Annotated in this window: 13 protein-coding genes; 8 read left to right on the forward strand and 5 right to left on the reverse strand. The window is 70.4% G+C overall.

Annotation, left to right across the window (positions count from 1 at the left end; translation table 11 throughout):
* Positions 1-106: 106 nt before the first annotated feature.
* Both pspAA and ACNFOC_RS41740 read right to left on the reverse strand, forming a co-directional pair.
* Positions 107-385 (reverse strand): PspA-associated protein PspAA, encoded by a 279-nt coding sequence (gene pspAA, locus ACNFOC_RS41735; protein ID WP_416964234.1) that lies wholly within the window; start codon positions 383-385, stop codon positions 107-109.
* A gap of 22 nt (positions 386-407) precedes the next feature.
* Positions 408-1211 carry a PspA/IM30 family protein gene (locus ACNFOC_RS41740; protein ID WP_416964235.1) on the reverse strand — a complete coding sequence of 268 codons (804 nt, stop codon included), beginning with the start codon at positions 1209-1211 and terminating at the stop codon, positions 408-410.
* Between the two features lie 177 nt (positions 1212-1388).
* On the opposite strand from ACNFOC_RS41740, the gene ACNFOC_RS41745 reads away from it, so the two are divergent.
* From ACNFOC_RS41745 to ACNFOC_RS41755, 3 genes are all read left to right on the forward strand, one after another.
* On the forward strand, positions 1389-2090 hold the full coding sequence (locus ACNFOC_RS41745) for a DUF3043 domain-containing protein (protein WP_416964236.1): 702 nt from the start codon (positions 1389-1391) through the stop codon (positions 2088-2090).
* Between the two features lie 83 nt (positions 2091-2173).
* Positions 2174-2875, forward strand: coding sequence for a class I SAM-dependent methyltransferase (locus tag ACNFOC_RS41750; protein WP_416964237.1), 702 nt, complete (start codon positions 2174-2176; stop codon positions 2873-2875).
* Between the two features lie 79 nt (positions 2876-2954).
* A complete protein-coding gene (locus ACNFOC_RS41755) occupies positions 2955-4061 on the forward strand; it encodes a S1C family serine protease (protein ID WP_416964238.1) in 1107 nt (368 codons plus the stop codon).
* A gap of 71 nt (positions 4062-4132) precedes the next feature.
* Here ACNFOC_RS41755 and ACNFOC_RS41760 read toward each other — a convergent pair whose 3' ends face one another.
* Positions 4133-4345, reverse strand: a complete 213-nt coding sequence (locus tag ACNFOC_RS41760) for a hypothetical protein (protein ID WP_416964239.1) — start codon at positions 4343-4345, stop codon at positions 4133-4135.
* A 252-nt stretch (positions 4346-4597) separates the two neighbouring features.
* Between ACNFOC_RS41760 and ACNFOC_RS41765 the strand changes: the two genes are divergently transcribed.
* Positions 4598-5800 (forward strand): bifunctional adenosylcobinamide kinase/adenosylcobinamide-phosphate guanylyltransferase, encoded by a 1203-nt coding sequence (locus tag ACNFOC_RS41765; RefSeq protein ID WP_416964240.1) that lies wholly within the window; start codon positions 4598-4600, stop codon positions 5798-5800.
* Here the strand turns inward: ACNFOC_RS41765 and ACNFOC_RS41770 are convergent.
* The gene (locus tag ACNFOC_RS41770) at positions 5797-6330 is read right to left on the reverse strand and encodes a methyltransferase domain-containing protein (protein ID WP_416964241.1); all 534 of its coding nucleotides are present in this window, start codon (positions 6328-6330) and stop codon (positions 5797-5799) included. The genes ACNFOC_RS41765 and ACNFOC_RS41770 overlap by 4 nt on opposite strands.
* 151 nt (positions 6331-6481) lie before the next feature.
* Between ACNFOC_RS41770 and cobT the strand changes: the two genes are divergently transcribed.
* From cobT to ACNFOC_RS41785, 3 genes are all read left to right on the forward strand, one after another.
* Complete coding sequence (gene cobT, locus ACNFOC_RS41775; RefSeq protein WP_416964242.1) at positions 6482-7708, forward strand: nicotinate-nucleotide--dimethylbenzimidazole phosphoribosyltransferase; 1227 nt, start codon at positions 6482-6484, stop codon at positions 7706-7708.
* A gap of 251 nt (positions 7709-7959) precedes the next feature.
* On the forward strand, positions 7960-9726 hold the full coding sequence (locus tag ACNFOC_RS41780; RefSeq protein ID WP_416964243.1) for a phosphatidylglycerol lysyltransferase domain-containing protein: 1767 nt from the start codon (positions 7960-7962) through the stop codon (positions 9724-9726).
* On the forward strand, positions 9723-10385 hold the full coding sequence (locus ACNFOC_RS41785; RefSeq protein WP_416964244.1) for a hypothetical protein: 663 nt from the start codon (positions 9723-9725) through the stop codon (positions 10383-10385). Before ACNFOC_RS41780 ends, ACNFOC_RS41785 begins: the two co-directional genes overlap by 4 nt.
* A gap of 16 nt (positions 10386-10401) precedes the next feature.
* Here the strand turns inward: ACNFOC_RS41785 and ACNFOC_RS41790 are convergent, their stop codons facing one another.
* Positions 10402-11169: a hypothetical protein gene (locus tag ACNFOC_RS41790; protein ID WP_416964245.1), complete on the reverse strand. Its 768-nt coding sequence runs from the start codon at positions 11167-11169 to the stop codon at positions 10402-10404.
* Between the two features lie 60 nt (positions 11170-11229).
* Between ACNFOC_RS41790 and ACNFOC_RS41795 the strand changes: the two genes are divergently transcribed.
* Positions 11230-11763 (forward strand): adenosylcobinamide-GDP ribazoletransferase (locus ACNFOC_RS41795; RefSeq protein ID WP_416964246.1); only part of this gene is annotated, 534 nt, incomplete at its 3' end.

Genomic DNA, 11763 nt, shown 5'->3' on the forward strand with positions numbered 1-11763 from the left:
CCGTACTGGGGGCTGCCGCCCCCAGACCCCTGCTTCGGCCTGGACGGCCTCGTCCTCAAACGCCGGACGGGCTGGCAGTTGACCCCCGTCTAGGAGAAGCCGCCCTCTACCCCGGGATCAAGCCATCGTCGCTCAGCAAGTCCCGGACCTCTTCGAGCGTTGCGTCCTCGGCCGGGAGGATCAGCTCCGACGGCTCCAGGGAGTCGTCCGGCAAGGGCTCGCCCAGTTCTCGGACCTTTGCCAGGAGGGCCTGGAGGGTTTTGCGGAAGGCTGGGCCGTCGCCGTTCTGGACCTCTGTCAGGAGTACGTCGTCCAACTTGTTCAGCTCGATGAGGTGGCTGTCGGCCAGCCTCACCTGCCCCTCCCCCATGATCCGTACGATCATGTCGCCCTCCTCAGGCGTGGGCCTACTGCTTGTCGAAGCGCGGAGTGTCCTGCGGCTGGGACGAGGACTGCGACTGGGACTGGTCCTTGCCGCCTTCGATCGCCTGCTGCTGTGCGGACGAACCGCCGGCCAGCTCCGCCTTCATGCGCTGGAGTTCCAGCTCTACATCCGTACCACCGGACAGGCGTTCCAGCTCGGCCTGGATGTCGTCCTTGGCCATGCCGGTCGGGTCGTCCAGGGCGCCGGAGGCCAGCAATTCGTCGATCGCGCCGGCGCGGGCCTGGAGCTGCTGGGTCTTGTCCTCGGCCCGCTGGATCGCGAGGCCGACGTCGCCCATCTCCTCGGAGATGCCGCTGAAGGCCTCGCCGATCCGGGTCTGTGCCTGGGCCGCCGTGTACGTGGCCTTGATGGTCTCCTTCTTCGTGCGGAAGGCGTCCACCTTGGCCTGGAGGCGCTGGGCCGCGAGGGTGAGCTTCTCCTCCTCGCCCTGGAGAGTCGTGTGCTGCGTCTCCAGGTCCGTCACCTGCTGCTGGAGCGCGGCGCGACGCGAGAGCGCCTCGCGGGCCAGGTCCTCGCGGCCGAGGGCGAGCGCCTTGCGGCCCTGGTCCTCCAGCTTCGAGGACTGCGACTGCAGCTGGTTGAGCTGGAGCTCCAGACGCTTGCGGGAGGTGGCGACGTCGGCCACTCCCCGGCGCACCTTCTGAAGCAGCTCCAGCTGCTTCTGGTACGAGTAATCGAGGGTTTCGCGCGGGTCCTCGGCCCGGTCAAGGGCCTTGTTCGCCTTCGCGCGGAAGATCATCCCCATACGCTTCATGACACCGCTCATGGGCTTCGCGCGCCCCCTTCTGACGGACTCCAGCTCCAGCGTTGCAACAGAACCCACAGTACGGGCCCTGCATCTATTACCGCACTGTTCGGGGACGGATGCGCTCATCCCCAAGGACGACTGACCGCGGTCCTGATCCGGCGTAAGGAGTAGGTGCTCCCCTGGCAGGACCCGCTCATGACGTCCTTCTCTGTCCCCCTACAGACGAGCGGTGTTGCCGGATCGTTCCCCACAGGGCTGGGGTCCAACCCCATTCACCCCTTACCCTTGGGTTTTGTGTTCCGTAGCCGCGCCAAGGAAGAGAAGGCAGCGTCCACCGACAAGGTGTCGCTGACCGACTCCACAATGCCCCGAGACCCTCAGGCCCCGAAGGGTCGGCCCACGCCCAAGCGCAGTGAGTCCCAGACTCAGCGCCGCAGCGTCGCCAACACCTCGATGACGCGCAAGGACGCCTCCAAGCGTCAGCGCGACGAGCGGCGTACGCAGATGGAGAGGCAGCGCCAGGCGCTGTCCGGCCGTGGCAACGAGCGGGATCTGCCCCTCCGTGACCGGGGTCCGATCCGTAAGTTCGGGCGTGACTACATCGACTCGCGCATCAACATCGCCGAGTTCTTCCTGCCGCTGGCCGTGGTGATCCTCGTGCTCAGCGTGGTGCAGATCCCCGCGCTTCAGAACATCGCGCTGCTGCTGTGGCTCGTGGTGATCGTGCTGATCGTGGTCGACTCCTTCTGGAGCGTGTTCCGGCTGCGCAAGCTGCTCGCCGAGCGCTTCCCGGGCCAGGACACGAAGGGCACGGTCTGGTACGCCATGATGCGCTCCCTCCAGATGCGTCGACTCCGGCTGCCGAAGCCGCAGGTCAAGCGCGGAGAGCGGCCCTGAGCGCGGATTCCTTCTCCGGGGGCGCGGCGGATGCCTGGCTGAGTGGGCTGGGCGGGCTGCGGAATGTCGTACGACAGGAGCTGGTGGCCCGGCAGCTCGACGAGCAGATAGCCGGCCGGTATCCCGTCGGGCAGCGGCTGCGGGTGCTCGACGTCGGGATGGGCCAGGGCACGCAGGCCCTGCGGCTGGCTCGCGCCGGGCACCAGGTGACCGGGCTCGAGCAGGAACCGAAGATGGTCGCCGCGGCCCGCGAGACGCTGTCCGGTGAGCCCGAGGGCATCCGGGAGCGGGTGCGGATCATCGAGGGCGACGGCCGGGACACGGGCGTGCACTTCCTGCCGGGCAGTTTCGACGTCGTGCTCTGTCACGGCGTACTCATGTACGTGTCCGAGCCCGATCCGCTGCTCGCGGGTCTTGCGCGGATGCTGGCGCCGGGCGGGCTGCTGTCGCTGCTCGTGCGGAACGCCGACGCGCTGGCGATGCGGCCCGGGCTGTCCTGGGACTGGGCGTCCACGGCGGCCGCGTTCGACTCGGCCGCGTACCGCAACCGGCTCGGCGTCGATGCGCGGGCGGACCGGCTGGCCACCCTGACGGCGACGCTGGCGGGGATCGGGGCGCCGCTCCAGTCCTGGTACGGCGTGCGGATCTTCACCGACACGGTTCCGGAAGGCGCCGAGATCCCGGCGGACGTCGAGCCGCTGCTGGCCGCCGAGGAGCGGGCCGGGCGGACCGATCCGTACCGGTCGGTGGCCGCGCTGCTGCATCTGTGCGGCGTGCGGGGCTGAGCGCGCGCCCCTTCCCCTAGGGGGCCCGTTCGGGTCAGCAGTACAAGCCGGGTATTCACCCCAAAGAGACACTCGGCGTATGGACTCTCCGCGTACCCGTGCCCTCCGCCCCATGGCTCTGCTCGCCTCTCTCGCCTGTTCGCTCGCGCTGGTCGCCGGATGCGCCGACTCCGGGTCCTCGTCGTCCTCGTCGTCCTCGTCGTCCTCGTCGTCCTCGTCGAAGAAGGACGCTACGACCGCCCAGGCCGCCGTACCGATGTCGAGTGACGATCTTCAGAGCGACTACCTGAAGGTGATCAAGGAGGTCCTGCCGTCGGTCGTGCAGATCCAGGCCAGCAGTGATCTGGGGTCGGGGGTCGTGTACGACGACCAGGGGCACATCGTCACCAACGCGCACGTCGTCGGGGACGAGAAGACCTTCCAGGTGACCACCGCGAACAGCGAGGACGTGCTCACCGCCAGGCTCGTCTACTCGTATCCCGAGCAGGACCTGGCCGTCGTCAAGCTGGACAAAGTGCCGGACGGACTGAAGGCGGCCGCCTTCGCGGACTCCTCCAAGGTCGAGGTGGGGCAGATCGTCCTCGCCATGGGCTCGCCGCTCGGACTGTCGTCCAGCGTGACGCAGGGCATCGTGTCGGCGACCGGACGGACCGTCAGCGAGGGCAGCAGCGGGGGCGGTACGGGCGCGACCATCGCCAACATGGTGCAGACCTCGGCCGCGATCAACCCCGGCAACAGCGGTGGCGCGCTGGTCAATCTGGACGGGCAGGTCATCGGCATCCCGACCCTTGCCGCCACCGATCCCGACCTCGGGGGCAGCGCGGCGCCGGGGATCGGGTTCGCGATTCCCTCCTCGATGGTCAAGACGGTCGCCGACCAGATCGTCAAGGACGGCAAGGTCACCGACTCGGGGCGGGCGGCCCTCGGCATCACCGGACGTACGGTCGTCGACGACAGCTATCAGGCGGCTGGCGTCGCGGTGGTCGAGGTGAAGGACGGCGGGGCCGCCGACAAGGCCGGTATCCAGGCCGGCGACATCATCACGCGGCTCGGTGACACGGACATCACGACGATCACCTCGCTGTCGGAGGCGCTGGCGTCAGAGAAGCCGGGGCAGAAGACGACGGTGACGTACTCGCGGAACGGGGCGTCGAAGAAGGCCGATGTGACGCTGGGCGAGCAGTAGGCCGGGACGGGAACGAGGTGGGGGCGGCCGGTGTTTCTCCGGCCGCCCCCACCTCTTTGGTCTACGACGGGTTACGCGTCCTCGGCGTGCAGGTTCATCGGACCGTAGATCTGCGTGCCGTCCTCGAAGAGGAACACCTGGTCCGCGCCGCCCGCGACGAGTTCTTTCCAGATCTCGCCGAGCCAGGACTCCGCGTCGCCCTGTGTGGTGAACTCCTCCGGCGTGACCGCGGGTTCGACCTCGGTCCCGTCGGACTTCTCGAACCGCCAGATCCATGCCGCCATCTACGCCTCCAAAGTCTGAGCGCGTGCAGAACAGAAGCCGGATCTTGGTCCGGCTTCTGTGTGCAGCGTATTCGCTCCGCTGGGTTAGTGGGGGGTGAGCTGCGGATATTCGGTCGGGTGCGGGTCGGTGGGGGGTGAGTTGCGGATATTCGGTCGGGTGCGGGTCGGTGGGGGCTGGTCGCGCAGTTCCCCGCGCCCCTTAGGTGGGTCCAGGACGCGCATGTCTCCTAGTGATCGGTGAAAATCGAACCTGTGGAACTGACTCTGCTCGGTACCGGTGCCCCCGCTGGACTCCCGCGGCCTGACTGTCCCTGTGCTGCCTGTGCCGTTTCGCTCGGGGTCGATGCTCGGGCCGCTACCGCCGTGCTCGTGGACGGGACTCTGTTGCTCGATCTGACGCCCGGGGCCGCCTTTGCCGCGGCTCGGGCCGGGCATTCGCTCGGTGGGGTACGGCAGGTGTTGTTGTCGCATCCGCATGACGGGCCGCCGGTGGAGGTGCCGGCGGGGTTGCCGCAGCCGGGGCGGGTGCCGGACGGGCGGGAGCTGGCGTTGTTGACGGGGCATCGGGTGCGGGCGGTGGCGATGGACGCGCCGGGTACCGGGTACGCCGTCACCGGGCCCGACGGGCAGCGGGTGCTGTATCTGCCGCCGGGGGCCGCGCCGGCCGGGCTTGAGGAGGGGGCTGTCCTGTCGTACGACATGGTGCTCGCCGATGTCGTGGGGCGGCCTGACGCGCTGGCCAAGCTGCGGGCGGTGGGGGCGTTGGGGGCGACCACCGACGTCATCGCCGTGCATCTCGATCACGATGTGGCGCCGGGGGCCGAGTTGGCGCGGCGGCTGGCCGCCGTGGGGGCGCGGGCCGTGCCGGACGGGACGACGTCGACCGTGGGGGTGTACGAGGACGTGCCCGATGTGCCGCGGCGGACGCTGGTGCTGGGCGGGGCGCGGTCCGGGAAGTCCGTGGAGGCGGAGCGGCGGCTGGAGGCCTTCCCTGACGTGCTGTACGTCGCGACCGGCGGCTCGCGCAACGGGGACACCGAGTGGGCCTCCCGGGTCTCCGCGCACCGGGAGCGGCGGCCGGGGTCATGGCGTACGGCGGAGACATGCGACCTGGTGCCGTTGCTCGCGGAGGACGGGCCGCCGTTGCTCATCGACTGTCTGTCGCTGTGGCTGACGGACGCCATGGACTCCGTGGGGGCCTGGGACGACACGGAGTGGGGGGACGGCGGGGAGAAGCAACTCCGGGAGCGGGTGCGGGAGTTGACCGCCGCTGTGCGTGCCACGCGGCGGACCCTTGTCGCCGTGTCGAACGAGGTGGGCTCGGGGATCGTGCCGGCGACCGCGTCCGGGCGCCGGTACCGGGACGAGCTCGGGCGGCTGAACGCCGCGATCGCCGGTGAGTGCGAGCACGTGTTGCTGGTGGTGGCGGGGCAGGCGCTCGCGCTGCGTGGTTAGGGCTGCTGTTTTCTGCGGGCGATGACGCGTCGCGGGGGCGGGAAGCGGTCCGGGACGCGGCGGGCTTCCGTGACGAACTCGCAGTCGTGGGGCTCCAGTTGGGCACGCAGGTCGTCCGGGCGGCCTTCCAGCAGGAGGAGGCCACCGGGGCGCAGGACCGTGAGGGCGGCGCGGAGTTCGGCCTCGGGGTCGGGGGCCGGTGAGCGGTCGCGCAGGAGGGTCACGACGTCGTAGCGGGACTGGAGGGCGGTCATGATGTGCGAGTCCGTGAGGTGGCCGGCGTAGGCCTCCTCGATGCGTTCGGCGGCGCGGGCGCGGACGGCTCGGGGGGTGGGATCGAGGCCGTCGAAGGACGTGTACGGGAAGAGGTCCTTCGCCGTTTCCGGGAAGTGGGCGTCGCCGGTGCCGACGTCGAGCCAGCTCTCCGGTTCGGGGAGGAGCCGGAGGATCGCGCGGGCCAGCGCGCGGTGGCGGCGACGCGCGTCGAGGGTGCTGACGCGCGTGCTGACGCGGGTGCGCAGGCTGTTCATGGGCGGCTCCCGGAGACGTACGACAAAACGGTGCAAAACGATACGTACGGGATCCAGATCTTGAGGGCAAGGACGTCCGGGGCGCGTGGTGGCCATGTGGCGTGGCCATGTGGCGCTGTCGCGTTCGATCGCTGCCGGTACTGTTCGGCGAATGAGCTCGCTTAATCTCGACGACTTCACCGATCTGATCGAGCGCCCCGACGGCGGTGTGCGCCGTGACGCGGAGGCGCGCCGCGAACGTCAGATCGTGCCGCCCGGGTCGCTGGGCCGACTCGACGACCTGGGTGAGTGGTTGGCGGCGGCGCAGGGCACCGTTCCGGTGCGGCCGGTCGAACGACCGCGTGTGGTGCTGTTCGCGGGCGACCACGGGATCGCCGAACTCGGCGTGTCGGCCCGACCGGCGGGCAGCGCCGGGGAGTTGGTGCGGTCCGTGCTGGAGGGCGGCAGCCCGGCGGCGGTGCTCGCCCGGCGGCTCGGCGTGCCGGTGCGGATCGTGGACATGGCCCTGGACTGCGAGCCGGACTCACTGCCGGACGAGGTCGTGAAGCACCGCGTACGGCGGGGCAGCGGGCGTATCGACATCGAGGACGCGCTGACGCTGGAGGAGGCGGAGGCCGCGTTCAACGCCGGTGTCGCCGTCGCCGACGAGGAGGCCGACTCCGGTACGGATCTCGTGGTCCTCGGCGATGTGAGCGTCGGCGGCACCACGCCGGCCTCCGTACTGATCGCCGCGCTGTGCGGGACGGACGCGTCGGTCGTCACCGGGCGCGGCGGGCTCGCGATCGACGACCTGGCGTGGATGCGCAAGTGCGCCGCGATCCGGGACTCGCTGCGGCGGGCCCGGCCCGTGCTCGGGGACCAGTTGCAGCTGCTGGCGACGGTGGGCGGCGCCGACCTCGCCGCGATGACCGGGTTCCTGCTCCAGAGTGCCGTACGGAAGCTGCCGGTGATCCTGGACGGGGTCGTGGCCGCCGCGTGCGCGCTGGTGGGTCAGCGGGTCGCGTTCCGGGCACCGGACTGGTGGCTCGCCGGGCAGAACAGCGGCGAGCCGGGGCAGGCGAAGGCGCTGGACCGGATGGCCCTGGAGCCGCTCCTCGACCACGGCGTGACCGTCGGCGAGGGCGCGGGCGCGCTGCTCGCGCTGCCCCTGGTGCAGGCCGCGGCGGCGCTGGCGGCCGAACTCCCGCTGAAGCCCGAGGAGTTGGCGGAGACGGAGGGAGTGTCGGCGGAGGCAGTGCTGGCGGAGGCAGTGCCGGCGGAGGCGGAAGAGTCGGCGGAGCCTTCCGTAGCGCCCGAAGCGACGGCTGAGCCGGAGCGGGCCGTTGACCCGGAGAAGGCCGACGCCCCGGCCGAGGCCGAGAAGCCGACCGACGCGTAGCAGCCGGCCGACGCATAGCGACCGACCGGGACCGAGAACCCGGCCGGGACCGAGAACCCGGCCGGGACCGAGAAGCCGGCCGCGACCGGGGAGGCCGACCGATCTACGGCAGCCGGCCGGGGTCGACAAGTCGGTCGGGGTCGACAAGTCGGTCGGCCAGGGGCGAGAAGTCCTAGGAGTGACCGGGGCGTGATCGTTGCGGCGGCGGATAAGAACCGTTCGCCGCAACAACGCCCATATGATCCTCCTTCATGGGAGATGTCCGGGTCGGGCCCGTTCAGGAACGTCATAGCTCAGGCGCCTCGCGGCGGGCCGCGGCCTTCGCCGTCTGGTATCTGCGGGCCGTCGCGTTCATCAACCTCCTCAGCGCGGCGTGGGTTTCGCTGGGGCAGGACGTACGACGGCACAACCAGGAGAACTTCTTCACGCCGTACCTCCTGACGGCCGGTTTCGCCTCCGGGGTGTTCACGGCGTTCCTCGCCATCACCATGCGGCGCCGCAAACGCGCCGCGTGGATCCTGAACCTGGTGGTCAGCGGGCTGTTCCTGGCGCTGTTCGGGTTCGCCATGTCGTTCCAGGAGATCCGCCGGTATCCGCAGAACTGGATCTCCCTGGTGCTGACCGCTGCCTTCGTCGGTGCACTCCTCGTGGGGCGGCGGGAGTTCTACGCGAAGGGCGACCGGTCCAACCCCCGGCTGGCCGCCGTCGTCGCGGTCGGCGGCACACTGGCCGCCTCGCTGCTCGCCGCGCTGCTGGTGACGGTCACCAACCAGGCGCACGACGCGTCCCGTTCGACGTTCCTGGAGCGCTGGCGCTACGGCGCGTTCCGGCTGGTGTCCATCGCCGCCCCGGAGAATCGCTTCCCCGGCATCTGGACCCCGAACTGGGCCAACGTCGCCATCAACGTCCTCAGCACGGTCCTGGTCCTCGCCGTGTTCTACGCCGCGTTCCGCTCCCGGCGAGCCGTCGACCCGCTCACCGAGGACGACGAGAAGAAGCTGCGGGCGCTCCTCGAACGGCAGGGCGAGCGGGACTCGCTCGGGTACTTCGCGCTGCGCCGGGAGAAGAGCGTGGTGTGGTCGCCGACCGGCAAGGCGGCCGTCGCGTACCGGGTCGTGGGCGGGGTGTCGCTGGCCTCCGGTGACCCGATCGGCGACCCCGAGGCGTGGCCCGGCGCGATCGAGCCGTGGCTCGCGGAAGCCCGCGTTCACGGGTGGATTCCGGCCGTCATGGGCGCGAGCGAGGAAGCGGGGACCGTGTACGCGCGGCACGGGCTCGACGCCCTCGAACTCGGGGACGAGGCCCTCGTGGAGGTCGTCGAGTTCACGCTGGAGGGGCGCGCCATGCGGACAGTACGGCAGGCCTACAACCGGGTGAAGCGGGCCGGGTACACCGTACGGATCCGGCGGCACGAGGACATCCCCGCCGAGGAGATGGCGTATCTGCTGAAGCGGGCCGACGACTGGCGGGACGGGGCCACCGAGCGCGGCTTCAGCATGGCGCTCGGGCGGCTCGGGGACCCCGACGACGGGCGGTGCGTGATGCTCGAATGCACCGACGGGGAGGGCGAGTTGAGGGCGGTGCTGTCCTTCGTGCCGTGGGGTCCGCATGGGCTGTCCCTCGACCTGATGCGACGGGACCGCGACTCCGACAACGGGCTGATGGAGTTCATGGTGATCGAACTCCTGCGCCGCGCCCGAGAAATCGGAATCACCCAGGTTTCGCTCAACTTCGCCATGTTCCGTTCGGTCTTTGAACGTGGGGCGCGGATCGGTGCCGGGCCGGTGCTGCGGCTGTGGAGGTCACTCCTCAGCTTCTTCTCGCGCTGGTGGCAGATCGAGTCGCTGTACCGCGCCAACGCCAAGTACCGGCCCATCTGGGAACCCCGGTTCCTGCTCTTCGAGAAGAGCGCGGACCTGCTGCGCATCGGCCTCGCGGCGGCGCGCGCGGAAGGCTTTCTGGAGGCGCCGGGACTGCCGAAGTGGCTGCACCGGAAGCACTTGGAGACGCACAGATGAACCGCCTCGCCCGCTGGGCCCGCGCCGAATGGGGACTGCTCTACGTCACCGTGCGCGAGCCGCTGCTGAAGCGGCGCCGGCGGGCGATCCCGATGACGATCGGGGCGGTGCTGCTGACGGCGGTGCTTCAGTTCGTGCAGAACCAGTCGTGGGGCTACCAGTTCGTGCAGGACACGGGCGCGGTACGGGCCGTGGACCCCTTGTGGCTGGCCCTCCTCCGCACCCCGCTCTCCCTCTTCGTCCCGGCGCTGGACCTGCCCGTGTGGGGCGCGCTGGCCCAGATCCTGTTCGTGTTCGGCATCGCGGAGATCTGCCTCGGCCGCTGGCGCACCCTGGTCATCGCGTACGCCGCGACCCTCGCCGGCACGCTGTACGCCCGCCTCGGCATCTGGCTCGGCTTCGACAACCCGTTCGGGCTGCCCAGCTCGGACCGGCTGGTCGTGGACACCGGTCCCTCGGCCGCGGTGGTCGGCCTCGCGGTGTTCGTCGCGTGGCGCTACGGCGCGTACGCGACCGCGCTGGCGGTGACCGGGGCGATGGCGATCGAGGTGCTGCTGAAGGGGAACCTCGCGGGCAAGGAACATCTTGCGGCGATCATCGCGGTGGGGTTGCTGTGCTTGGTTTCGGACCTACGACATCGCCGGCTGCGCGTGAGATAGGCGCGGCGGGACGCGCTCACCCCCGGCCGGGGATCCGCACCGGCTCCGGGTCCGGTTTCCCGCCGATCCAGTCCTGGACGACTCGGCGCGGGCCCGCCCAGCGGCGGTCGTGGTGGTAGGCGCGGAGGGTGGAACGGGCTCGGGCCCGGTGGCGGCGCTTGCGGTAGAAGCGCTTGGCCCAGGGGGAACCCGGGCGGGCCAGGCGGATCGCGCCCACGACCGCGACCAGCGGGACCAGGACGCCGAAGACCGCCGTGCGGGCCTTGCCCTTGCTCAGGGCGATGAGCGCGAAGAGGAAGTTGACCCCGACGCTGACGATCACGCCGGCGCGGTCGTGGAGTTCGGCGGCGGTGAGGTCGTTGACGCCGAAGGGTGAGAAACCGGCGAGGACGAAGCCGACCAGGGCCGCCGTCAGCACCACCGCCTCGACGCTCTTGCGGCCCGCCTCGGTCCAGTACACGTCGTCGAGGTAGAGGATCAGCGCGAACTCGTCCAGTACCAGGCCCGCACCCATGCCGAAGACGATCGCGAACAGGGCCGATCCGACGCCGTAGCGCGTGCTGGCCACCGCGCCGAAGCCGCCGATCACGGTGAGGACCACGCCTGGGACGACGTGGTGGATGTGCACGTCGCCCGCCTTGATGTTGCCGAAGGGGCCCTTGCCCGCGCGGATCAGGCGGGTGATGACCCGGGTGATGAGAAACGTCAGGACGAAGGCCGTGAGCGCGAGGAGGAGCGGGAGTTTGCCCGGCTCGACGATGTTGCGGTGCAGCCAATGTCCCATATGCGCACTTTAGCCACGGCCGCGTGGGGCGCCCTCCTGAACGCCGGGTAACCTGCGCCGGTGTCCAAGACCTCGCCCTCCGACGGCTTCCGTTTCGCGTTCGGCACGCTGACCGTTCTCCCGGTCAGGGTGACCCGCTGGGACCGGGAGGCCGCGGGCCGCGGAATGATGGTGGCCCCGGCCGTCGGGGTGGTCGTCGGTGGGTGTGCGGCGGGGCTGGGGCTGCTGTTTCTGTTTCTGGGCGCGGGGCCGCTGCTGGCCGCCGTGGGCAGCGTTGCCGTACCTGCCGTTCTTACCCGGGGGCTGCATCTGGATGGGCTTGCGGATACGGCGGACGGGCTTGGGAGCGGGAAGCCTGCGGAGGACGCGCTGCGGATCATGAAGCAGTCGGACATCGGGCCGTTCGGGGTGCTGGCTCTTGTTTTCGTGCTGCTGGCTCAGGTGGCCGCGTTGGCTCAGCTCTACGGCGAGCGGCGCGCGATCCACATGGGCCAGACCGCGGTCTTCGGCACGGGTTCGTCCCTGACCGTCCGCGCGGACGAGCAGCAGGACGGGAACACCCCGGACCTGGAGGTCGCGATCCTCGGCGGCCAG

The organism is Streptomyces colwelliae (assembly GCF_048158785.1).
GTDB lineage: Bacteria > Actinomycetota > Actinomycetes > Streptomycetales > Streptomycetaceae > Streptomyces.